Annotated in this window: 23 protein-coding genes; 12 read left to right on the top strand and 11 right to left on the bottom strand. The window is 36.7% G+C overall.

Annotated features, from left to right (window positions below):
* Positions 1–173 precede the first annotated feature (173 nt).
* Together AC07WY_RS07820 and AC07WY_RS07815 are read left to right on the top strand one after the other, a co-directional pair.
* Positions 174–1,004 carry an alpha/beta fold hydrolase gene (locus tag AC07WY_RS07820; protein ID WP_004717468.1) on the top strand — a complete coding sequence of 277 codons (831 nt, stop codon included), beginning with the start codon at positions 174–176 and terminating at the stop codon, positions 1,002–1,004.
* 211 nt (positions 1,005–1,215) lie between these two features.
* Positions 1,216–2,454 carry an NADH:flavin oxidoreductase/NADH oxidase family protein gene (locus AC07WY_RS07815; protein ID WP_262086654.1) on the top strand — a complete coding sequence of 413 codons (1,239 nt, stop codon included), beginning with the start codon at positions 1,216–1,218 and terminating at the stop codon, positions 2,452–2,454.
* Between the two features lie 248 nt (positions 2,455–2,702).
* Here the strand turns inward: AC07WY_RS07815 and AC07WY_RS07810 are convergent, their stop codons facing one another.
* The 4 genes from AC07WY_RS07810 to folE2 all read right to left on the bottom strand — a co-directional run bounded on the left by AC07WY_RS07810 (position 2,703) and on the right by folE2 (position 6,237).
* Complete coding sequence (locus AC07WY_RS07810; protein ID WP_244013640.1) at positions 2,703–3,116, bottom strand: MerR family transcriptional regulator; 414 nt, start codon at positions 3,114–3,116, stop codon at positions 2,703–2,705.
* 261 nt (positions 3,117–3,377) lie between these two features.
* Entirely contained in the window at positions 3,378–4,733 is a 1,356-nt protein-coding gene (locus AC07WY_RS07805; RefSeq protein ID WP_004823367.1) for a dihydroorotase, read from the bottom strand.
* Positions 4,723–5,283 (bottom strand): gamma carbonic anhydrase family protein, encoded by a 561-nt coding sequence (locus AC07WY_RS07800; RefSeq protein WP_096734853.1) that lies wholly within the window; start codon positions 5,281–5,283, stop codon positions 4,723–4,725. Before AC07WY_RS07800 ends, AC07WY_RS07805 begins: the two co-directional genes overlap by 11 nt.
* Positions 5,284–5,334: 51 nt before the next feature.
* Positions 5,335–6,237, bottom strand: coding sequence for a GTP cyclohydrolase FolE2 (gene folE2, locus AC07WY_RS07795; RefSeq protein WP_494736091.1), 903 nt, complete (start codon positions 6,235–6,237; stop codon positions 5,335–5,337).
* Positions 6,238–6,347: 110 nt separating this feature from the next.
* On the opposite strand from folE2, the gene AC07WY_RS07790 reads away from it, so the two are divergent.
* Complete coding sequence (locus AC07WY_RS07790) at positions 6,348–7,106, top strand: D-Ala-D-Ala carboxypeptidase family metallohydrolase (RefSeq protein ID WP_494736090.1); 759 nt, start codon at positions 6,348–6,350, stop codon at positions 7,104–7,106.
* A gap of 305 nt (positions 7,107–7,411) precedes the next feature.
* The gene (zigA, locus tag AC07WY_RS07785) at positions 7,412–8,638 is read left to right on the top strand and encodes a zinc metallochaperone GTPase ZigA (protein ID WP_327857526.1); all 1,227 of its coding nucleotides are present in this window, start codon (positions 7,412–7,414) and stop codon (positions 8,636–8,638) included.
* A 97-nt stretch (positions 8,639–8,735) separates the two neighbouring features.
* On the opposite strand, the gene AC07WY_RS07780 is transcribed toward zigA, so the two are convergent.
* From AC07WY_RS07780 to AC07WY_RS07770, 3 genes are all read right to left on the bottom strand, one after another.
* Positions 8,736–10,970, bottom strand: coding sequence for a TonB-dependent siderophore receptor (locus AC07WY_RS07780; protein ID WP_494736237.1), 2,235 nt, complete (start codon positions 10,968–10,970; stop codon positions 8,736–8,738).
* A 294-nt stretch (positions 10,971–11,264) separates the two neighbouring features.
* Positions 11,265–11,453: a hypothetical protein gene (locus AC07WY_RS07775; protein ID WP_494736089.1), complete on the bottom strand. Its 189-nt coding sequence runs from the start codon at positions 11,451–11,453 to the stop codon at positions 11,265–11,267.
* Between the two features lie 196 nt (positions 11,454–11,649).
* Positions 11,650–12,228, bottom strand: coding sequence for a DJ-1/PfpI family protein (locus tag AC07WY_RS07770; RefSeq protein WP_004717451.1), 579 nt, complete (start codon positions 12,226–12,228; stop codon positions 11,650–11,652).
* A 149-nt stretch (positions 12,229–12,377) separates the two neighbouring features.
* Here AC07WY_RS07770 and AC07WY_RS07765 point away from each other — a divergent pair, with 149 nt between their 5' ends.
* On the top strand, positions 12,378–12,851 hold the full coding sequence (locus AC07WY_RS07765; RefSeq protein WP_004823358.1) for a hypothetical protein: 474 nt from the start codon (positions 12,378–12,380) through the stop codon (positions 12,849–12,851).
* Between the two features lie 159 nt (positions 12,852–13,010).
* Here the strand turns inward: AC07WY_RS07765 and AC07WY_RS07760 are convergent, their stop codons facing one another.
* The gene (locus AC07WY_RS07760; protein ID WP_004717447.1) at positions 13,011–13,529 is read right to left on the bottom strand and encodes a chromate transporter; all 519 of its coding nucleotides are present in this window, start codon (positions 13,527–13,529) and stop codon (positions 13,011–13,013) included.
* Positions 13,530–13,535: 6 nt separating this feature from the next.
* Positions 13,536–14,117 (bottom strand): chromate transporter, encoded by a 582-nt coding sequence (locus AC07WY_RS07755; RefSeq protein ID WP_004823356.1) that lies wholly within the window; start codon positions 14,115–14,117, stop codon positions 13,536–13,538.
* A gap of 164 nt (positions 14,118–14,281) precedes the next feature.
* Between AC07WY_RS07755 and AC07WY_RS07750 the strand changes: the two genes are divergently transcribed.
* The 3 genes from AC07WY_RS07750 to AC07WY_RS07740 all read left to right on the top strand — a co-directional run bounded on the left by AC07WY_RS07750 (position 14,282) and on the right by AC07WY_RS07740 (position 18,787).
* Entirely contained in the window at positions 14,282–15,166 is an 885-nt protein-coding gene (locus tag AC07WY_RS07750; protein WP_096734847.1) for a LysR family transcriptional regulator, read from the top strand.
* Positions 15,167–15,414: 248 nt separating this feature from the next.
* A complete protein-coding gene (locus AC07WY_RS07745) occupies positions 15,415–17,487 on the top strand; it encodes a M13 family metallopeptidase (protein ID WP_262086648.1) in 2,073 nt (690 codons plus the stop codon).
* A 268-nt stretch (positions 17,488–17,755) separates the two neighbouring features.
* Complete coding sequence (locus tag AC07WY_RS07740; protein WP_494736088.1) at positions 17,756–18,787, top strand: hypothetical protein; 1,032 nt, start codon at positions 17,756–17,758, stop codon at positions 18,785–18,787.
* 54 nt (positions 18,788–18,841) lie between these two features.
* Here the strand turns inward: AC07WY_RS07740 and AC07WY_RS07735 are convergent, their stop codons facing one another.
* Positions 18,842–19,828: a putative solute-binding protein gene (locus AC07WY_RS07735; RefSeq protein WP_262087507.1), complete on the bottom strand. Its 987-nt coding sequence runs from the start codon at positions 19,826–19,828 to the stop codon at positions 18,842–18,844.
* 382 nt (positions 19,829–20,210) lie between these two features.
* Between AC07WY_RS07735 and AC07WY_RS07730 the strand changes: the two genes are divergently transcribed.
* From AC07WY_RS07730 to AC07WY_RS07720, 3 genes are all read left to right on the top strand, one after another.
* On the top strand, positions 20,211–20,732 hold the full coding sequence (locus AC07WY_RS07730; RefSeq protein ID WP_494736087.1) for a hypothetical protein: 522 nt from the start codon (positions 20,211–20,213) through the stop codon (positions 20,730–20,732).
* Between the two features lie 291 nt (positions 20,733–21,023).
* Positions 21,024–21,542: a DinB family protein gene (locus tag AC07WY_RS07725; RefSeq protein ID WP_494736086.1), complete on the top strand. Its 519-nt coding sequence runs from the start codon at positions 21,024–21,026 to the stop codon at positions 21,540–21,542.
* Between the two features lie 81 nt (positions 21,543–21,623).
* Positions 21,624–22,529 carry a hypothetical protein gene (locus AC07WY_RS07720; protein WP_494736085.1) on the top strand — a complete coding sequence of 302 codons (906 nt, stop codon included), beginning with the start codon at positions 21,624–21,626 and terminating at the stop codon, positions 22,527–22,529.
* Positions 22,530–22,635: 106 nt separating this feature from the next.
* On the opposite strand, the gene AC07WY_RS07715 is transcribed toward AC07WY_RS07720, so the two are convergent.
* A complete protein-coding gene (locus tag AC07WY_RS07715) occupies positions 22,636–23,106 on the bottom strand; it encodes a hypothetical protein (RefSeq protein WP_494736084.1) in 471 nt (156 codons plus the stop codon).
* Between the two features lie 242 nt (positions 23,107–23,348).
* On the opposite strand from AC07WY_RS07715, the gene AC07WY_RS07710 reads away from it, so the two are divergent.
* A complete protein-coding gene (locus AC07WY_RS07710) occupies positions 23,349–24,425 on the top strand; it encodes a Shedu immune nuclease family protein (RefSeq protein ID WP_494736083.1) in 1,077 nt (358 codons plus the stop codon).
* Position 24,426: the final 1 nt, after the last annotated feature.

Genomic DNA, 24,426 nt, shown 5'->3' with positions numbered 1-24,426 from the left:
GATTTACATTTCTGCTATCAGAAAATCACCAAAAGCATTGACCTTAAAGTTAACTTTAACCTTAGTATAGAATGACGGTCCATACGAATCGTATCAAACATTGTAATTTACTGACATAAATGAGAACAGCAATAAGTTATTCAAAGTGTAAATCATACACAGGAGAAATTAACATGGCATATGTTACGACAAAAGATGGTGTTGATATTTTTTATAAAGATTGGGGACCGAAAGATGCCCCAGTATTATTTTTTCATCATGGATGGCCATTAAGCTCGGATGACTGGGATTCTCAGTTATTGTTCTTTTTAAATGAAGGTTTTCGTGTGGTTGCACATGATCGTCGCGGACATGGACGTTCAAGTCAGGTCTGGGATGGTCATGATATGGACCACTATGCCGATGATGTTGCAGAAGTGGTCAAACACTTGGGCATTAAAAACGCAGTACATATTGGTCACTCCACTGGTGGTGGTGAGGTTGTTCACTACATTGCACGTCATGGTGAGGAAAATGTATCCAAGGCCGTCTTGGTCAGTGCTGTACCTCCAATTATGCTGAAAACTGAAAAAAATCCGCAAGGCTTAGCCAAAGAAGTCTTTGATGACTTACAGAATCAGCTTTTTAAAAATCGTGCTCAGTTTTATCATGATCTACCTGCGGGGCCATTCTATGGCTTTAACCGACCAGATGCTCAACCTTCAGAACCTGTGGTATTGAATTGGTGGCGACAGGGCATGATGGGTGGAGCAAAAGCGCATTATGATGGAATTGTTGCATTTTCACAGACTGACTTTACCGAAGATTTGAAAAAAATCTCAGTGCCAGTTTTAGTCATGCATGGGGATGATGATCAAATTGTACCTTATGAAAACTCAGGGGTACTTTCTGCCAAACTGGTTCAAAATGGCCGATTAAAAACCTATAAAGGTTATTCACACGGTATGTTAACCGTCAATGCCGATGTAATTAATCCAGATTTATTGGCTTTTATTCGCGAGTGAACAGTTGTCGTTTGATCTAAAGCAGAATAAAAGTAGAGGCCTTGCGGCCTCTATTTTTTTATTAAAGTATCAGGTCGTTATTCTCTTATTATGATGTAAGTCTTTGAATAAAAATAGTTCTTAAAATAATAAAAATTAAATGTGAAAAAAGGCTTGACATTAAAGTGAGCTTTAATCTTAAAGTAAGTCCATACTCTATGAGGCTATAAAAATGAACGTCTTTGAAAAATTAGTTTTACCCAATGGTACTCAGATTCCAAATCGTATTGCAAAAGCTGCGATGGAAGAGAATATGGCAGATCTCAATCATGCACCATCAGAAGAGCTCATGCGTTTGTATCAAGCATGGGCAGATGGTGGTGTTGGTTTAATCATTACAGGTAATGTGATGGTGGATCGTCGTGCGATGACAGGACCGGGTGGGGTGGTCTTGGAAGATGAACAGCATTTAGCGCACTTCAAACGTTGGGCGAAAATCGCACGTTCTCAAGGCGCGCAAGCATGGTTGCAGATCAACCATCCGGGTCGCCAAATGCAGTCAAATTTAGGTCAGCCAACGTGGGCACCCTCTGCTGTGGCTTTAGATTTAGGTAAAATGTCAGATCGTTTTAATACTCCAATTGAAATGACTCAAGCCATGATTGACGAAGTGATTCAACGTTTTGCCAATACCGCACGTTTGGGTGAAAAGGCTGGATTTACCGGTGTAGAAATTCATGCAGCTCATGGCTATCTACTCAGTCAGTTCCTTTCACCTTTAAGCAACCAACGTCAAGATCAATGGGGCGGTTCATTGGAAAATCGTGCACGTATTTTGATTGAGATTGTCAAAGCAGTACGTGCAGTGGTGTCATCAACATTTACAGTTGCTGTTAAACTGAATTCTGCCGATTTCCAACGTGGTGGTTTTAGTGCTGAGGATGCGCAGCAAGTAGTTAAAATGTTAAATGATCTGTCAGTTGATTTGGTTGAATTGTCAGGTGGCAGTTATGAAGCACCAGCTATGCAAGGCCAAGCCAGAGATGGACGGACTTTGGCGCGTGAAGCTTATTTCTTAGAATTTGCTCAAGAGATTGGCAAGGTTGCCCATATGCCGATTATGGTGACTGGTGGTATTCGTCGCAAACCCGTTGCAGAACAAGTCATTGACAGTGGGATCGATATGGTGGGGATTGCAACAGCCTTAGCAATCGACCCTAACTTACCCAATGCATGGAAACAAGGTCAGAATATCGCACCTGAATTGAAACCAATTCACTGGGAAAATAAAACCTTAGCTTCACTTGCCAATATGGCAACAGTCAAATTCCAGTTACAGAAGCTTAGTCATGGGAAAACACCCAATCCTAAGGTTTCACCTTTATGGGCCTTGATAGTACAACAGACAGAAACGACATGCCGCACACGTCAGTATAAAAAACGTATGCGTGAGTATTCACATTCAGCTTAAGTACAGTGCGTTGTTCAGATGTTGGATTTGATGTGATCCGACAGACTGTACTGCGGCTCGAAGACGCTATACTTGATGCTTAGGTATGATCACCCATTAAAGTAATGATGAGAATACTGATCAATCTTTTTGTAGACTCCAAGGTTTGAACATCATAGATAATTTATCAATGACTTATGCACAATCATGAGCTTAAAGTAAGATTTAAGCTCAATCGCTTTTAGGATTAAGCGATAAGCTAAAGATGTTTAAATTTTATCATTGGCATAATAAAGATTCAGTAAACGGTTGGCGTTTTCTTCACAGGTGATTTCATCAGGCTTACTATTGATTGCAGTGATCATGCTGCGTAAGTTTTGCTTACTGATCAACAACTTTTGTTCTAGATCTTCAATATCTTTGATTTTACTTTCAAGTCGCCCAATCAGAATATTATGATCCCACTTGCCTACATTTGAAGGCAGGAAAGCTTTGATTTCAGCCAATGAAAATCCAACTTGTTGCGCTTGCTGAATTAAAAATAATTGTTTGAGGTCATTGTCGCTATATTCACGATAACCATTAGATTTACGTTTTGCCTTGGGAAGTAGTTTAATTTGTTCATAATAACGAATCGTTGGGGTACTCAAACCACTTTGTTTGGATAACTCGCTAATGTTCATTTTACTGACTTTCACTTGACATTAAAGTTAACTTTAGACTTATACTCAGGCAAAAGCAAGTTAAAAAATAACGTTAAAGCTGAGGTCAATCAGGTTTAAAAGAATATTAAATATTGGGAGTCCTTTCGATGGAAATTCTCTTATTGAATCAAAATCATAAGAACATTTTTCCATGATGAATGATATTTAAACTTAAAAAATATAAATTTAAATATCAAAAGTTTGCAATAAATTCATGCCATTTATTCGTTACTTGCTATGTTAACGATTAATTTCAAGTTGTTGCCCCTGACAATTCAAAAACAGCTGTTGTTGATGCCAAGCAAGTTGCCCCGAAACAATTGTGGTGCTGACCTCATAAGCAAATGTTTTATGCATAAATGGTGTCCAATTGCATTTCATATAGTTTTTTTGATCTTTCACTGCAATGTGCTGTTGATTTTCTCGAAGGATCACTAAATCAGCCCAGTAACCTTCTCGAATATAACCACGGTCTTTGATCCTAAATAAGTCTGCCACTTGATGTGCAGTTTTTTGAACCAGTGTTTCAATACTCAGTTTACCTGCTGCAACCAGCTCCATCAGTGCAGGTAACGCATGTTGTACTAAAGGCAGACCAGAAGGGGCATAAAAATATGACTGGTGTTTTTCATCCCAAGTATGTGGGGCGTGGTCAGTACCAATAATATCCAAGCGATTACTATTCGCAAGGGCATTAATCAAAGCATCTTTATCTTGCTGGGTTTTAATCGCGGGATTACATTTAATTAAGTGGCCCAAAGTAGCATAATCAGCATCATCAAAACTGAGATGATGGATACACACTTCTGCTGTGATATGTTTTCGATTTAAAGGCAGATTTTTAAACAAACACAGTTCTTTCGCGGTGGTGATATGTAAAACATGCAACTGTGTGGCATATTTCTCGGCCAAAGATACAGCTAATTTTGAGCTATCAAAGCAGACATGTTTATTTCTAATCTGCGCATGAATTTCTGCTGGAATATTTTCCCCATATTTTTGAAAATAGAAATTTTCTTCCGCTTTAATGGCAGGGGTAAACTCGCAATGGGTCAATAAAACCGTTGGAACATTTGCAAATAAACGTTCCAAAACTTTAGGGTCATCGACGAGCATATCACCCGTAGAAGCACCCATAAAAACTTTAACACCACTGATTGATTTAGGATCAAGTTGTTCAATAATATCTAAATTATGCGCACTGACTCCAAAATGGAAAGCATAATTGGCCCGACTATGTTGTTTTGCAATCTGCTTTTTCTGGGTCAAAGCGTCTAGGGTTAAGGTGGCTGGATTGGTGTTTGGCATATCCATATAGCTGGTGATTCCACCAATTGTTGCTGCCATTGATTCCGAAGCAATATTGCCTTTATGCGCTGCGCCGGGATCTCTAAAATGAACTTGGTCATCAATCATGCCAGGAATTAACCACGAACCTTCAGCGTCTATATTTTTCGCATGATAAGCCCCTGTAATATTGGGATGAATCTTTTCAATCCGTCCATGTCGAATCAGTACATCGGAATAATACTGCTTGCCTTCATTGACAATATTGGCATTACGAATAATAAGATTGGGCGGATTTTTAAAACTCATTGTGCAATGCCTTATAGCCTTGAACCAGTTTGATATTGGTGCTGACAACGCTTTCTGAAAACTCACTGATTGAAATATCAATGGGTGGAAATTGCTTTAAATCGGTTTTGGGATTGATATAACTCATTGCAGGTACATAAAAATGATCGGGTAAATCACGACCATCAACCACTGCATTGTGACGAATCGCGCTGTGATGACCCACTTTGCAATTAAATAACACACTGTTAAAGCCAACAAAAACATGATGTCCAATTTCACAGGGACCATGAATAATAGAGCGATGTGCGATTGAAGAATTTTCTCCAATGATCACTGCTGCCCCCGCTTTGGAATGAATCACCACTCCATCTTGAATATTGGAATTTGCACCAATGATGATGGGTTCCATATCACCCGCGTCATTGGTTTCATCTGCTCTGATCACTGCATAAGGCCCAATAAATACATTGGCATGGACAATGACTTTTCCGCAAATAATCGCTGTTTGGTCAACATAGGCTGATTGATCGATAACAGGGAGATCACCAGATGGGTTTTTTCTAAGCATGACTAGACCATTTTAAATAAGTTAAACAATGAGGGTGGTTGAGATAAGGCATTACCATTGCCAAGCGCCCTGAGCAACTGCGTCATGAGCATGTAAACTTTCCGCATGAATCACTTTAAAGTTAAAGCCTAGAATGCTGGGATGATGGATAAATGTGGCATACAAGCGTCTTAATGCATCTTCACAAAACATCAGGTTTTGACCATTCGCAACAGCAAAGGCTTGTTCATCAATACGTTTTACCGCCGTTTGTACGGGTGTCATCAAGGCTTGCTCAGCCTGATTAATAAATAAAATCAGTGGAATATATTGAATGTTTTGATCTAATTTGAAATTTAACTGAGCAAAACTTCTTTGACTGTGAGGCGTTGCTGCAATTGCGTCTGTGCTATTTAGCCAACTGAGGATTTCTTGTGGGTCTAACTGAATCTCATGATTTTCCAATGCGGATGCAAATCTTTGTTGAATGATGTTTCTGGCAAGTGCTGCGGAACAAGGACAAGTAGATGAATAGGGAATTTCGATTTTTAATTCAGCATAAAAATCATCTTTTAAAAGCTGACAGGACAACACAAAAGGATAGCTTTTCCAGCCAGACAATTGGCTGACTAAGGCTGGGCGCTCGAGATAAAGCTCACTATGAATTTCGATTTTGGCATGCGCTGATAAATCTTTATGGCTGGCTAAGAAATCCAATAAAGCGTTTTTAATATCAAGTAGCGCTAAATTTTTGATCGTGCTCAATTTCAAAAGTCGGGTATACAAGCGCGACATATGAATACCTTTGGCAAACACATCATCCAAACTGACATAAGCATTTACTTGGCTTTGGCAAAGGCTATTTTCGAGATAAAGCGGAAGCGCGATTTTTTCCATACCGACCCAATCGAGTGGGTAGTAATAGTTTCTTGTGAGTGAGGATTCAGCCGAAACATCTGGAAGAACAAGATTCATAGGGGGAATAGCTTAAGTTGAAATACATATTGTTATGTTATAACATAACAATATTAATCAACACTACTCATCTGAGTTAAATTTACGCTATGAGATCATTGCAAATTGAGATGAACAAAAAATATTTGATCGGATTCATACTCTGCTTTTCTGCATGTAGTCATAACAACTCAAATACAATTCATGCTATGCGTACAGTTCAGCAAACGTCACCACAAGTGCCATTAAAAGCAGGCTTTCCTCAGCAGCAAGGTATTTTAAAACAAGGAAAAAATCTGCCGCCTGCTTATTTAAAATGGCTTAGTGAACCGAAAAATGCTGAAAGCGTTCAGGCTTATCAGCGCTTTTTAAAGCAACAAGGTATTTCTGCTTATATTCCTACTTTTGAATTTTTACAAACAGCCAGAGATTGGCAACAATGTGATGCATCTGAATTTGAAGTTCCACCACAAGAGCTGTGGGGCAATATTGTGCCAACATTAAAAATTTTAAATCGTCTTGTGGATGAAAAAATTTTAACCCAGTTTAGCGTGACTTCTGTCTATCGAAATTTCAAGCTTAATCAGTGTGCAAAAGGCGCTGCTTCATCCAAACATATTTTTAATGCTGCATTAGATTTTCGTATTGGTGATGAAAATCCGGACTTAAACCAACAGCTGATGATTCAAGAGCGCAAAGCAAAGTTATGTCAATTTTGGCTGGATTCTGGTGAGGAACTTCACATGGGCTTAGGCGTCTATGCATCAGGACAGATTCATATTGATAGTGCAGGTTTTCGTACTTGGGGTGCAGACCATCGCTATAGCTCATCACCATGTATCAATAACGCTTTAATTAGCAACAATAAAAAAGTGAGTGAATCGCCATGAAGTCAAATTTCATCCGTGACATCAGACAACTTTTAATACGAGAAATTCAAGCGACACATGTTTATCTGCCACTAAACAATCTAAATTCTGATGTTTTTTAATCCTCAGCTTAGATTTATAGGATCTTGAAAAACGCTGTAATCATCACCGAATGATTAAAACCGAATCATCAAATTGCAGTGTTGAAAATGTATGTGCAAGCACAGCTAAAATTTAACTCTAAAGCGATCTGTTTGGAGTTATTCAGTCAGTATTTTTATGTCGATCTCGATATGAAAACACAAAAATATAAAGTGAGAATGCCAATGAATACTCTTTTAGCCACTCCGCAAAAACTTCCAGTCACCGTACTTTCTGGATTCTTAGGGGCAGGAAAAACCACTTTACTCAATCATATCTTAAACAATCGCGAAGGCCGAAAAATTGCAGTGATTGTGAATGATATGTCGGAGGTCAATATTGATGCCGCTTTAGTTCGAGAGGGTGGTGCTGAGCTTTCAAGAACGGATGAAAAGCTAGTTGAAATGAGTAATGGTTGTATCTGCTGTACCTTAAGAGAAGACCTACTGGTTGAAGTACGTCGTTTAGCACAGGATCAACGCTTTGATCAATTGGTGATTGAATCTACAGGGATCTCTGAACCACTCCCTGTTGCAGAAACGTTTACCTTTGAAGATGAAAATGGGATTTCTCTCAATGAGTTTGCCCGCTTAGATACAATGGTGACTGTGGTCGATGCTTATAACTTTTTAAAAGATTATAGTTCGCTGGATAGCTTACAAGCGCGTGGTGAATCATTAGGTGAACAAGATGAGCGAAATGTTGTTGATCTACTGATTGATCAAATTGAGTTTTGTGACGTGATTGTATTGAATAAAACAGATTTGATTGATCAAGACGAGCTGGAAAAATTATTTGGAATTTTGCAGTCTTTAAACCCAAGAGCAAAAATTGAAGTTTCTGCGTTTGGCAAGGTGAATCTTGATCGGGTGTTAAATACCCAGCTATTTGATTTTAACGAAGCGGCACAAGCTCCGGGTTGGTTAAAGGAATTAAGGGGTGAGCATACGCCTGAAACAGAGCAATATGGAATCAATAATTTTGTTTATCGAGCGCGCAGACCTTTTCACCCACAACGGTTTTTTGATTTTATCAACTCCGAATGGAAAGGCGTAATCCGTTCCAAAGGCTTTTTTTGGTTAGCCTCAAATCCCGAGTTTGCTGGATCTTGGTCTCAAGCAGGGGCGATGGCACGCCATGGTGTTGCTGGATATTGGTGGGCAGCAGTGCCAGATGAACATTGGCCTACAGATCAACAAAGTCGAGACGCAATTCAACAAAGCTGGGATGCTCAAACAGGTGATGCACGACAAGAAATCGTGTTGATTGGGATGCAGATGGATCAATCTGAACTTATTCGTCAATTTGATGCTTGTTTATTAAACGATGATGAAATGGCGCTAGGAGCAGAAAAATGGCAAGAGTTTGAAAATCCTTTTAGTGGGTGGACTGATTCTATCATTAGCCATTAATTCATTATGATTCGTTCAATTCAGCCAAAGCATTGCTGAGAATACTTGCAAGCATGAGCGCTTTTAATTATACGCTCATGCTTGGCTTTATATTTTATTAAAATTTAGCTCTTAAGGTGAAAGTCACATTACGTGGTTCCCCCCAATAAACACCATTATAGAAACCTACATTTAAATAGTATTTTTCATCAAATAAGTTATTGATATTCACACTTGCAGTCAGTTCATCACTTAACTTATAACTGGCAAAAGCATTGGCCAATACATAGGCCTTTTGTGTGACTACACCATCGTTATAGGCATTTGCAGGAGCTCGCCCCCATTTTTGTGAAATTTCACTTTGCCAATTCAATCCACCACCGAAAGTTAGTTTTTCTGAACCTGTCCAAAGATTAGCTGGAAGGGTATAACTACTAAATAACTTTAACTGATTTTGTGGAGTAATTGTTAAAGCATTAGAAATTGCAGAACTCACGCTATTTACATAGGTATAGCCGAAGCTAAGATTCCAATTTTCCTGTAACTTTCCAATGGCTTCTAACTCAATACCATTGACTTTAAGTCCTTTGCCTGATGACATATAAGCGGTTTCCATACCATTGACTTTGGGAATAGTGCCGTTTTGTACGTCATCGGGATATTCTGCATCTACAACGGCAAGATCTTTAACACTTGACCAAAATAAAGCAGCACTGGTCAATAACTTACCATCTAATAGATCCGCTTTAATTCCTAGCTCAGTGGTGCTTCCCATTTCAGGATCTAAATAGTCACCGTAACGATCTTGTTTGGATGAAGGGTTAAATACATTGGTATAGCTGGTATAAGCGGTATAAGTGTCATTGATGTCATACAAAATCCCTGCATAAGGAATCAGTTGGTCAAAACTACGTGGTTTTGTAGGGAGAGTATTGCGATTCCACTCATCGACTTTATAATCATATGAGCTATAACGTGCACCTAAAATAAGTTTAAGTGGATCTGCCAAATTTAACCGCAAAGTCGAATATAAACCATATAGTTCAGTTGTTGTTTTCTTTCCAGCCCCATTCTTTTCATAAGTGGGCTTTGGAATATTACCTGTCCAATTACGATAATCTGGTATGACTGCTGGATAATTAATACTTGGAGTCACATCTAATTCAGTACTTTCACCTTTAAAACCACTATAGCCAATAATTAAATCATGTTGGCGATTTAACAATTGAAATGGTCCTGTTGCATAAAGATCTAAATTGAGTTTTTTATTTTCAGCATAAGGGCTGACCATACTCCATAGACTTAAGCCTTTCCCCGTGTTTGGGTCTGGAAAGCCACTACCACCATAAGCCACCATCCAACTATTATCCGAGGTGCTGTGGGCAATCGCTGCTTTAACCAGCCAGTCATTGGCAAAAGTATGTTCAATATCAGCAAAAACGGTTTTATCGGTATTGGCAATTGAACTCCAGTCCGCAGATAAACTAAAGTTTCGCGGAAAATTTGCTTTGCTTCCATCAGCATTGAAATATGGCACTGTTCCCCACGTTGAGCCTTTAGGATCGTTGTCTTGATATTGAAATCCGACTGAGGCTGTTGTTGTTGGGGTTAAATCTGCACTGATAATCCCCATTGCGGCTGTTGACTTGAGCTTATAACGATCCATATAGGACTCTTTATCGGTATACGCTGCCATGAATCGACTTCGAACACTGCCATCTTGAGTCAGTGGAATGGATACATCTGCTTCTACACGGGTATTGTCCCATGAGCCATAAGTTGAGCTGACATTGCCCTTAAACTCTTTTTCAGGACGCTTACGCACCATATTGATGGTTGCAGAAGGGCTGCCTGTTGAACCAGTTAAGCCAGAAGCACCTTTGATCACTTCAACTCGGTCAAAGAAAAAACTATCAAAGCGGGGAGCATTGTCTCCTACAGGCATACCATCAATTTGCCTATTGGTAATTTGAAAACCACGGGAATAGTAGTTAGAACGTTCACTGTCATTTTTAGTGGCAGTAACGCCTGGTGTTGCGGCAAGAACATCATCCAGAATGGTCAGCCCGCGTTGTTCAATTTGTTCACGGGTGACGACGCTTACAGATTGTGGTGTTTCTTTTAAAGATAATTTTAATTTTGATGAGCTTCTTGAGGATTTTGCTTTAAAACTCCCGCTTCCCTCAGTTTTTTCATCCTGAGCATCTGCTTTAACTGTAATGGTTGGGAGTACTGAAGTATTCGCGTCATTACTTTTTTGCTCTTGTGCAAAAGCACTATGGGAAATAGCACTGCAAATAAGTATTGATTTTATTGCAATGTTTAATGCCGTTTGTTTACGTAGATTGTCCATAAGAATAGAAATTAGTAAATAAGAATCATTATTATTATCAATTAACATACAAAAAGATACAAATAAAACATAATTTTTAAACTTTTTTATGAATGATATAAATATGAGGTTTGGGCAGTGTTTTTAATTTAAGTATATGATTTTTAAGTTTAAGTTTAAGTTTAAGTTGTGAAGTGTGGGTGTTGTATTTGAGTGTAAATTTACATTAATAATCTGTAAAATTAGAAGATTATATTTTATTTATCACAATGATTAATTATTGACTGAGCCTTATCCTGATTCCGAATTGAAAGCTTATATCTTTTTCCATTGTCGGTTTTCTTCTGAGAAATTAACCAGAAACGAAACACCTGATTCATCACCAACAAGATATGAGGATGGATTCATCATCAGTACCTTTAATAAAGTTCCTGTTTCAATAGTAATTGGTTTTAAATTATCTTTATTTAAGGTAACGGGTTGGAGTAATTCAATGATTTCCACTTTTATACTAACCTATTGTTTGAATATAAAATTCTATAAATAATTATTGCACAGCGCAAAGCACTCTGCTGAGATACAGCGTTAAAAAACGCAACATTGATGGGGCTTTATGTAGCCTAAACATTTATAAAACTTCATTGTTGTATAAGGCTAAGTTTTCTCTCAGCGGAAAACTTAGCTTAGACAGTTTTAAATTTTATAAAGTAATCGTTGCACCAAGCGCTTTAACAAATTGGGCTAACCAAGCAGGATGTGCTGGCCATGCTGGCGCTGTTACCAGGTGTCCATCTGTGACTGCTTCAGTGACTGCAATATCTGCATATTGCCCGCCTGCAAGTTTAACTTCTGCGGCACATGCAGGATAAGCGGAACATAAGCGTCCTTTTAATACATCGGCTGCGGCAAGCAGTTGTGCGCCATGGCAAACAGCGGCAATTGGTTTTTTAATCGCATCAAACTCGCGAACAATTTCGATCACTCGATCATTCATACGTAAATATTCAGGTGCACGGCCACCCGGAATCACTAAACCGACATAGTTTTCGCTGTTGACTTGGTTAAAGTCATAGTTAATTGCAAAGTTGTGACCACGCTTTTCACTATAGGTTTGCTCACCTTCAAAATCATGAATCGCTGTTGCGATTGTATCACCAGCTTTTTTATCAGGGCAGACTGCATGAACACTATAGCCCAATCCAGTGAGGAACTGAAAAGGAACCATGGTTTCATAATCTTCAACATAATCACCCACTAACATTAGAATTTGTTTAGACATTTTTACACCTTTTGTTTAAATTTTATGATTTATTTCATGTAAAATAGCATGCTCTAGTTGCAGTTTTAAGTTGAATTTATACGGCTTTAGTCTTAATTTAACAGACTTAACTGTAATAAAAATTGTATTCAGTGATGAATGAGAAAAATATGAAAAAGTATCTATTGGGTTTAGTGATTGCGGCGGCTGCCATGAGTAGCCATGCTGCGGTAGAAGAAACAGTGTATAGAGGAATGGGCGAGGCATCTGCACAGTTTCCAAGCTTTAAAAAGATGCAAAAGCAGGGGCTAATCAATAAAAAACCGGATATTTCAAGAAATGACTATAATGATGTATATAAATTAAAAAAACCGCTTCAATTTATGGGACAAACGGTTGCACTGCTATCAGACGAATATATGACACAGTATGCTGGATGTTGTGTCAGCGAGGGCTGGGGAGCGGTTTTAGCTAAAAAGAGTGATATGAAACTCTTGACTCAATTTGCCAAAACCAACCAGTGTTCATTAAGCAAAGTAGAGGCAGATGCCAGTAATTATTATGGTTTTAAACTGAAAGCATTGCCAACAGCAGAATATTATGAGCTTTCTTGCCGAGAACGTGATTTAGAAAACCAGCAGTAAAATAGATAAATTAAGCTATATAGAGCAGTCGTGATTTAAATCTCTTATGCATTATAAATTTTCTCCCTCTTTGCTTTGTGTGATACATGGTTTAGAGGGAGGCTGATGTCTTGACTGAATTTTTATGAATGAACCTGCGTAGGCGATCTTAATCAATATCTACAGAATTAAAGCGCCTGTACCAGCACCAATCACCATTAACCAAACTGGATGAACGTTTTTAAACAGACTTAGACAAATGGTGATGGCGACGATTACGATCAGTAAAATATTTTGAGCAGAGGCTTGGGCAATAATCCAAGCACTGACTAAAACCAAACCGACTGTAATAGGTTTTAACGCCTTTTCAAATTTCGCCCGAAGTGGATGACTTTTAAAATTATTCCAAAATTTAAGTGCATAAATGGTGATGATTGAAGACGGACCAAACTTTGCAAAAGACGTCACGATCAATCCCATAGGCCCTGCGACATGCCATCCCACCAAGGGAACAATCATCATATTTGGACCTGGTGCAGCTTGTGCCATTGCAAACATAGAACTGAATTGCTCAGCAGTCATCCATTGGTGAATCACAACCACCTGATGTTGCATTTCAGGTAAGATCGCATTCCCTCCACCAAAGGCTAATAAAGACAGTTGAGTAAACACTAAAGTCAGTGCGATGAGAACATACATCTTATTTTACTCCTGAGTTACTTTAGTTTGATTAAATGCTAAAACTGCCATATTCACGGTGACTAAAATCAACAATGTCAGTGCCAAGGGCAATTTAATCAACAGCATAAAAATAATGGTCAAGATAATGGTGAAATAGGTCAGCTTACTTTTCATAATTGGTTTTAACATCTTAAAACCTGTAGCAAACAGTAGACCCGCAGCAGCGGCAGCTAAACCTTGAATCATGTGTTGCACCATTGGGATATCTTGAAAGCTGCTATATAGCTGGTACAACGAGATCACAATAATGGTCGGAGCCAGCATAAGACCAAATACCGCACTAATCGCACCTTTTACTCCAGCAAAGTCATAACCAATCGCGACTGCCATATTTACAATATTCCCACCGGGTAAGATTTGGCAGACACCCAACAAGTCGGTAAATTTTTCAGATGTTAACCATTTCTGATCTTCTACAATTAAACGATGTGCGAGAGGAAGTACCCCACCAAATCCCATGAGACCAAGTTTCATAAAGCCTAAAAATAATGCTTTGCAATTCGGTGTGGTCATGGATTGTTCCATTGGGATTGCTTCAGTATTCATTTAGACCTCTTCAATTTGCTGTAATGTACTTGGCTTGAATGTGATTATCTGCTTGTTGAGTCATGAAGAAAAATGCTATTTTTGCTGTTATTCATACCTAAAAAGTATGCTTTAAACGTGAATTAGCACGATAAAAATGAAAAGATCGATATTGAGGCTAAAAGATGATTGATATTCATAAGCTTAATGCGTTTGTGGCTGTGGTTGAGGAAAGTAATATTTCTCGGGCAGCGGTACGTCTGAATATGCAGCAACCGCCTTTAACACGGATTATCAAAAACTTAGAAGATGAATTAGACACAGATTTATTGAAGCGTTTACCGCGTGGCGTAGAAGCAACTGAAGCGGGTAAGGCCTTATACCAAGAGGCACTTACCATACTTGCGCATGCACAGGCTATTCCCAAACGCGTGCAAAATATTTCTAAAGGTTTGGAAGGGCAAATCAATATTGGCTTTACCAACTCAGTTGGTTTACATTCTTTTTTACCTGCTTTACTGCGTAATTTTCGTGAAGTATTTTCTGCGGTGTCTATTCATTTGGAAGAAGATGGCAGTAGCTCATTGATTGATTCGATTATCAATGAAAAGAATGACATCGTTTTTTTGCGTAAGCCTGCGCCGATTGGTTTGGGACTCACCAGTTTGCATGTACTTGATGAGCCTTTAATTGTGGCACTGCCCAATAATCATCCCTTAGCCGAACATCCTGATGCCATCCAATTACTTGATTTAGAACCTTATGATTTTGTACTGTATCGCCGTTTAGCAGGACAAGACTTGTTTGATAATATTTTGGCTAGCTGTTATCAGGCTGGATTTAGTCCAAAGATTGTTCAAGAAGCCCCACGTTTAACGTCGAGTTTAAATTTGATTGCAGCAGGGATTGGTTTGTCGATAGTTCCAGAGGCCATTCGAGATTTTTGGAACAAGCAAATTATTTACAAAGCGCTTAAAGCGGATACGCCGTGTATTGCACCAATTTATGCAGTCTATAAGCAGGATGCTGAAAATATCCGTTTAAAACATATTTTAAATTTGCTCGCTTAATTTATAGGTTGACTTGCTAAAGCTCTAGCTAAATAAGTGGATTTATATATTTTGGATGTTGGTGTTGCTCACTGGGACTAAAGATCTAGGTTTAGATTGAGCTATTTTGGAATAATTTATGCTTTGAAATTCTATCTTGAAAATAAAATCAGTGAATCATTGCATTTTTGCTACACATAAAGCCTGAGCTCAAGATTACTATTATTGTTTTAAATTCAAACCTTAGAAATAGAATTGAGGATATCGCTTTGAAACTTGGATTTGTAAAAAGTGTTTTAGCATCTGCAATCATGTTGTCATCTGCACCAGTATGGGCTGAAACAACAGGGCAAATCACTCAAACCACTTCAGCTATTGTGAAAGATCAAAAAAAATCGGGGATTGATCATCAATATTTTGATCAAAATGTAAAAGGGAATGATGATTTTTATCAACATGTAAATGGAGGATGGTTGAAAAATACCGAAATTCCTGCAGATAAATCACGTTGGGGAACTTTTGATATTTTGCATGAAGAATCATTAAAACAATTGCATGATATTGTCGATGAGCTTTCAAAACAACAATTGGTGGAAGGAAGTTCAGAGCAAAAAGTGGCAAGTCTATATGCCAATTTTATGGATGAAAAAAGTATTGAAGCATTGGGTATTCAGCCGATTCAAGCGGAAATTACCAATGTTGATGCATTGAAAAGTAAAAAAGATATTGCGCAATTGGCCGCACATTTTTCACGTATTGGTGTAACCAGCCCTTTTGATGTGGGTATTGACCAAGACATGAAAAACTCAACTGAAATGGTGGCAATGCTTGGGCAAAGTGGTTTAGGGTTACCTGATCGTGATTATTATTTAAAAAATGATGCCAAATTTAAGAAAATCCGTTCGCAATATTTAAAGTATATTGAAAAAACTTTAAGCCTAGCTGGAGACAAGCAAGCAGCACAGCATGCGCAAGGGATTTTAAAATTAGAAACGCAAATCGCCAAGATACAATGGAGTAATGTTCAAAACCGTGATGTAACAAAGCTCTATAATATTTATAAAACACAAGACTTAGCCAAACTTAGTCCAAAAATTGATTGGCAAACTTATCTAGAAAAACAAGAATTGTCCGATAAGATTAAAACCATACAAGTTATTCAACCAAGTTACTTCAAAGGTTTAAGCCCAATTGTTGACAATACCTCACTAGAGGTTTGGAAAGCTTATTTTAAATTTCATTTAGTTAGTGATTTTTCATCATTGCTTAGTCAAGCTTTTGTCGATAACAGCTTTGATTTTTATAGCAAACAGCTCAGAGAAATCAAGGAACAGAAACCACGTTGGAAGCGTGGCGTGCAATTGGTTGAGGGAACTTTAGGTGAAAGTTTGGGCCAGATTTATGTGAAAAAGTATTTTTCTGCTGAGAAAAAACAACGCATGGAAGTCTTGGTGCAAAACTTAATGAAAGCTTATTCTCAAAGCATAGACAAACTGGATTGGATGAGCCCAACCACGAAAGTTCAGGCGCAGAAAAAGTTAGCAAGTTTTGCGGTGAAAATTGGTTATCCAAACAAATGGCGTGATTATTCTGCTTTAGAAATCAAAAATAATGACTTGATTGGAAATGTGATCCGTTCACGCGAATTTGAACATCAATATGCCTTGAATAAATTGGGCAAGCCTGTTGATCGTGATGAATGGGGCATGACACCGCAAACCATCAATGCGTATTACAACGCTTCTTTAAATGAAATTGTCTTTCCAGCAGCAATTTTACAACCACCTTTCTTTGATATGGATGCCGATGACGCGGTGAACTATGGTGCGATTGGGGCAATTATCGGTCATGAGATCAGTCATGGCTTTGATGACCAAGGCAGCCAGTTTGATGAATTGGGCAATATGAAAAATTGGTGGACGGCAGAAGACCATCGAAAATTTAAAGAAAAAACCAATACATTGGTTGCTCAATACAACGCTTATGAGCCAATCAAAGGCTATCATGTCAATGGTGAGTTAACTTTAGGCGAAAATATTGCTGATAACTCTGGATTGGCGATTGCTTATAAAGCTTATCAACTGTCTTTAAATGGCAAGGCAGCACCAGTGTTGGATAATTTAACAGGTGAACAACGCTTTTATATTGGTTGGGCACAAGCATGGCGTTCTAAAATTACTGATGCAATGCAAGTTGAATTCTTAAAAAGAGATCCGCATTCACCTGATAAAGTTCGTGGCAATGCCACCTTGCTAAATCAAGCGCCATTTTATGATGCTTTTCATATTCAGCAGGGCGATAAAATGTATTTGCCTACCAATAAACGCGTGACCATTTGGTAATAATCTGACCTAAAAGCCTACCAAGCTGTATCAAGACTTGGCAGGCTTTTTTATATTTTTTTCACATGTTGTATAAATAAATGGCAGTGGAATAGATGTCTAGATAGAGCTTTTTAAGTTTTAACTTAATTGATTATCTCTAATCATTTTTTCTGTGATTTTCTTATCACTTTATTTCGATAAATAGTCAATAAATTCAATGTAATAAGTTTGTTGTTTTGAGCATTTTAAGATATTTTTATGCATAAATATAATTGAGAAATGTCAGGTGAATTTAAAAACATTCTTATTGTTGGGTGGGGTCGCTTTTGTATTGCAGGGTTGTACAACCATGAATACATCAACATCAGACGCTTTTAAACAATATGCTTCTGCTCAAGAACTCATTGATAAGCACAATATTAATGAAAATAATAGCCCATTTAAAGAATATGTTTATGATTGGGGATCAAAACAAAGCGATCAGCAGGTGCAGTCTTTAACACCGAAAAGTTACTTAAGCCGTTATTGTAGCGCTAAAGGTGGTCATTTTACTCAAGTGCAAAAAAGCACAATGAGTTCGGTTAAAGATATTTGGGCAAAAAAATTATTAAATACTTATAGCAGTGTTAAACAGGGGATCGGTGCATACCAATGTACTGAAAGTAATGGTCAGCAATGGTATGTATCCATCGAACCTTTATCTGAACGTAAACTTGATCAAACTGGAACTCGAGTTGTAAATTTGCAAACCAAAGTTTTATCTTTGGATGAGCTTAATAAATTCTATAACAACAAAAGCAATATGGAGGCAGTTGTCCAAGAAAAGAAATCTAAAAATAGTCATTCAAAAAGCAGTGATGCAAAAAGCACTGATATAAAAACGAATAATTCAAAAAATGTTGCTATTAACAATGTAGTAAAAACTCCCCCTGTTAAAGTCATGGAAGAAAAAAAGCCAGTCGCCGCAGTTGCAGAAGAAGTGAAAGAAAAGCCTCAGCCTGAAAAAACAATAACGACACCGCAGTCACAACAGATGCAATTATATATTTCTGCACGCAAAGAGTTAGGGCGTGGGCAAAATCAGATCAATGCCTGTAACAATGCTGAACGTGCTTATAATTATGGGCGCTTGCATGGAACAAGTGGAATTAATGTCTATGCTGAATCAGGTGTATTGGTAGCAAGATGTTTAAACAATGTGCCAAGTTATAGTCAGCGCTTTTCTAATCCGCAAGATCGAGCCAAACGAATTTTGCAGAATTTGGCGAGTAATCAAAATCATGCAGTTGCCAAACATATGCTAAAGCAGATTAAATAATGGAATAAGGTGTTTCACTTCAACGGAGTGAAACACCCGAATAAATGAAAAGCGTTATTCATCATTCAATGAACATTCAAAACTACTCGGATTTTCTTTACAGCGAACTTTTTTGAGGAAATTCATCATTTGTGGATCATAAATACCTGATTTAGTCAGTGCAATACGAGATTCACGCATCATTTTGATATAGTTCAGTTGTTCATTGGCAGGGATATTCATCCAATATTTTGCAGGAATTTCTTTTTCATATTTGGCTACGATGTTAAATGTTCTGCCCAATTGACTCGCAACCCAAGTTCGAGATTTTTGTCCAAAGCCTTGAGGGAATTTGTCTTTGCGAATAATAAAATTGGCCGAAATTTGAGTCAGTGGAAATTTTACGATGCCGCCTTTTTCTCCTAAGCCCTTATAGAGCTCAAAGGGTTTAAATGCAACAACAGGTGCAGGAAGGATATCAATTTCATGATTATTAAATTTAGCGCCTGCACTGGTGACATCAACAGAAACAGCTTGTGCACCTACTTGTTGAACCAATTTTGGTTGCGCTTCATCATAACGGAACACACCAATTTTTTTACCAGCAGCTTTGGCTAATGTGTTGATATTTTTGTCATTTACAAAAAGATATGCTGGGCCAATTGTACCCAATCCTGCAATTTCATAAGGGCCATTGATCATCTTTTCCGCTGCTCGGGGTAAAGATAATAATTTATAGGCTGAAATGGCTGTTTTCATATCCGTTAATGCACCGATCGCATCTAAGGAGCCAATATATTTATTAAATTGGCGACCACGTAAACCACTGATAATGGCACCATCACATTTACCCACTTTTAAGTCTTCTGCAGCGAGCCTTTCGTCAGTAACGGCTCTTAAATCTATATCAGCACCCCAATTTTTTGCTTCAAGTGCATAATCTTTAGCTAGGGCATATGCATCACCTGCTTTACCAACCGGATCAAAAACACATACAACTTGCTTTGCTAAAGCAGGCATCGAAAGTGCGAATAAAGTAGTTATTGTGAGAGCTTGAACCATTTTCATATATATTTCCCTATAAACAGTTATGGCATATCTTATTAAAACGTATGTGCTATTGATGAACTAATGACCATGAGGATTGTTTTTTGTGTCAATAAATCCAACAAATGTAGGTTTTTGAGTGTGAGTTATTGATTGAGATTTGATTCATGTGATATTGGTCTTTTTAGATCTTTATTAGTTTAAGCTAGATGACAGATTAAGAAAGTATTTTAGTTTTAATCTATAAAGCTATCTATTTTAAATACAACATAAATATTGAATCCAGTTTAGCTCAGCAAATAAGATTATTTTCAGTATAGGTTGTTTACAGAGTCATAACAGGCGAATAGGTAGCGCTTGTGATACAAAGGATTTAATTTCGAATTGGACTTTGTTTATGTCACGCCAAATTTTCTCCTCAATGCATTCTAAATTTTCCCATATGGGTCGTTCTGTGTTTATGGCGACGGCATTAATGGGAACAGCACAATTTGCTGTCGCAGGGCCAACCGTTGATCAACTTAGCGATTGTTTGGTAAAAGCAACCACAGCAACAGATAAAACTACAGTATTACAGTGGACCTTTGCTGCACTATCTACACACCCTGATCTAAAAGCATTGAGTAATGTCAGTGATGTACAAAGAACACAACTCGATCAAAAGTTTGCTCAGGTTTTGCAACGGGTGATTGTAGAGCAGTGTTCCGCACAGACCAAAGCAGTGATTGCAGCTGAAGGTGTGCAAGCAGTAGGTGACAGTTTCCAAGAATTAGGTCGTACGACAGGTGAAGATATTATTAAAAACCCTGAAGTGAAAAAACAGTTACAGGGTGTATTGCGATATGTAGACTTAAATAAATTGGTGATGACTTTTTTAACCCCTGATATTTGGAATAAGTTGGGTGTGATTCGCCCATAAATCACTTAACCTTTACGGAGCAAGACTTCTTATCTGTTTAAAGGGGATGAAATATTCATGATGCAATTGAAATCATTATAGAAATCTCAACGAAGCTCCTCTTACTATTGAAAGGGTTTGGGGAGTGGAATGAATACATCAAGAAAGCTTGTTTAAAGTGGCATTGTTAAAATTAGATTGAGTTTTGGTCTGTAAAAAATTGGTGATTGAGGGTATTTAAAAGATCGGGTTTTTTCAGTGATTGCATGTTATCTTGATGATTTGATTCAAAGAAAGCTTTAGGTCAATTTAATGAATTTTGAAAAACTCTTTTTATATAAACAATGGTCAGATCAGCGTTTATTTAAAGCCATAGATCAAATTGATCAAGTGCAATATTTAGAAGATTATAATTTTGCCAAGCAACAATTTAATCATATGATCATTGTCGAAGAGTTATTTAGATCTCGGCTAGAAAACAAAAAAGCGTTGCACAGTCAAACCAATACAGAATTTTTACCCGCCTTAGATGAACTTAAACATCGAATTGCTGAATCACATTTATGGTTTATTGAATTTGCACAAAATATTCAATTGGATCAACTTGCAGAAATTATTCATTTTCAATTTATAGATAAAAAAACGGGTAGCCTATCAATAGAAGAGATCCTCTTTCATATCATCAATCATGGAACATACCATAGAGGCAATATCGCGCATGCTTTGCATCATGCTCAGGTGGTTCATCCTGCTGATACATATACGGTCTTTATTCATCAGTATGAACCTGAGCGTAGAGTAGATAAAATTACTCAGATATATTATGACTAGAAATATTTGGGATTATAAGCTTGTTGTGTTTACTTAATTATTCTACATTTGTAGGTAGTTAAAATAATTGGAATTCATGTAGTGAACAAAAAAACTGAATTAGAAAATGATGAAGAAATTACTAGTAAAAAAGAGCTAGAAAAAAAAGTAAGACTTACATGTGGAATTATTATGCCAATTGCTACAATGTCATCAGAGTACACGAGTGATCATTGGTCTGATATTCGACATATATTACATAAAGCAATTGAAAAAGCAGGTTTTATTCCTCGTATTGTAAGTGATTCTGAAGAAAGTACTGTAATTCATGGTTCAATTATCAATAATATTTATAATGATGCAATTATCGTTTGTGATGTAAGTAATAAGAATGCAAATGTGATGTTTGAACTAGGAATGAGATTAGCATTCAATAAGCCAGTTGTAATTGTTAAGGATGACAAAACGGATTATTCGTTTGATACAGGCAATATTCAACATGAACCTTACCGTAAAGATTTGAGACATAGTACAGTTGAAAAATTTATTGAAGATCTGAGTAGGAAGATTATCAAAACTTATGAAGCATCGCAGAAGGAAGAATACCAATCTTTTTTAAGTTATTTTGGTAAATTCGAAGTCGCTAAAATAGAAAATAAATCGATTGGCGAAGAAGAAGCATTAGAAAAGTTATTGAATAAAATGAATTCCATTGAATCTCAATTAAAGGCCGTTACCCCCAAAGAAGAAAATGTTAGATACGTATCTGATAATAGGATAGCAAATCCTAAAAAGCTATCTGTTCGTTATACTGTATCCAACGAAGACAATATTCCTCTTATTTTAAAAGGCGTTAGTGAGAATTTAAGTAATATTGAGAATTTATATTATGACCATAATATGGAAAGGATAATTATTGAATTTATTAGTCCTTTGACTATGGATGATAGAAAGCGTTTAGTTCAGATAGTAAAACAAGTAGCTAATGATAATGATTTACCATTTTAGAAATCCATAATTATGTAAAAAATACCTGCTCTAATGATCTGACTTCAATTAAGTTAGACGGATTAATTAAGCGGTTTAAATGACTGAGCCCTGTATTCTATAGGGCTTAGTTTAATGAGCAGGCTTTACCCTGATACTCATAGCGATTTAGCTCATAACTTTTACCATCCCAACGATACACCGCAAAACATAAACCTGGACCTCCATTTTCAATATCAGGCCAACCATCTTTGCCTGTGCTTTTTAGAAAAGTCGGTATACCTGCGTTTTCAAAAATAGTTTTCCATTTCCCATTTTTCTGTTGTGCAACAAGGTGGTATCCCACGCCTGTATTGCCATAACACATACTGCTGTAGTCTGAAATAACAGCATCATTTAGCCCATCTTTATTTAAATCCCGATATACAGTAATTTCACCTGTTTCGCATTTTCCTTCCCAACCATGTTTGGTTTTTGCAAAACCTGCTGCTTTAAAAATCAAGCTGGCTTCTTTTGAAGGAATATTAATTTTCGTTTCTGCAAAAGTTGTAGTTGTAAAAAGGACAAGTGTTGAGAGAGTTAGGATAGATATTTTCATTTTTTCCAAGTTTTGATTGATGTAATATAGTTTTATCTATTTCGATTGTATTGATATATTGAGTGCTTGAGCAAGCTATGTTTGATGTTTTGTTGCAATATTGAGTAAAAGTAGATATTTTTAAATTTTTTCTAAAACTTTTAAGTGACTTGAATTTTAGCGACAATATATGTCGTATGTAGATTGTTTTTTAGGTTGATTGACGTTATATTTTTGAAAAATTAAGAAAATATGAGGTACTTATGAAAATATCTGATTTTGTATTGAATTTTAACAAAAATAGTAATTATTCTAGTTTAGCATTTTGTAGAGTTAGGTATTATTTAATAAAAGATCAACATGTTGTCATAATAACTGACTTAGATGATTTGAATTTTGGTCAAAGTATAACTAATGCTATTGAAGTAATAATAGAAGATTTATATGAATATGGATATTTAAGTGAAAAGAATATTACATTCATTGAACATTATGAGAAAAATGATTTTAGAAGTGATACTTTTGATATAGTTGAGTTGTTCCCGAGGACAAATTGGAGGAAAATTTCATCAGAAGATGTATGTAAGTTAATTAGTGAGGATTTATTTAAAGATTTAATTATTAAGTCATCAAATAGTTATAAAATAGTTGATCAAGTAAAAAAAATATGTTTGAAAAATAATCCTTTCTTTGATTCTTGTTATCAACCTTCAAATAGTTTTATTCAACGTAAACTTGAAATTAAAGATTCAATGGTTTCGAGAGATAAATTAATGGATATAATTGTAAGTGATGGTACAGAAATGGAAATTCAGAAATTAATAAAAAAAGATTTATCGATTTTAGCAGAAGCCTATACTGATAATGAAGAATATATTTGTTTTTCAGAGTTTCCTTTAGATAATGGATTTATTGATTTTGTTATTTTTACTGGTAGATCAAGGATGGATGTCATATTGATTGAAATTAAAGGTGCAAATTTTAATCTTGTTAATTCAAATCATTATAATAATTTTAACTCTAATATAAGTAAGGCTTCTTCACAAATAGAGTTAAGAGTTGGGAATATATTTAAAAAGTTAGAGTCTTTTAGATTATTTTGCCATGAAATTCGTAAAAGAGTTGAGAATAACGAAAAATTATATAATTCATTTATTGGCCCATCTGGAGAACTTCTAGTGGATCCAAATAAAGATATTAATATCAGAACAATTATTATTGGCGGGAGAACAAAGGATGATTTATTAGAAAGTTCTATTAGGCAGAACTATGAAAGAAATAGAATTCCACCAATAAGATTAGAATCATGGGATACATTTATCCGAAGATTGAAACGTTAAA

The sequence above is a fragment of the Acinetobacter sp. GW821-FHT01C12 genome, from assembly GCF_059422625.1.
The sequence above is the reverse complement of the archived record's forward strand: the minus strand, read 5'-3'. Positions and strand labels throughout refer to the sequence as shown.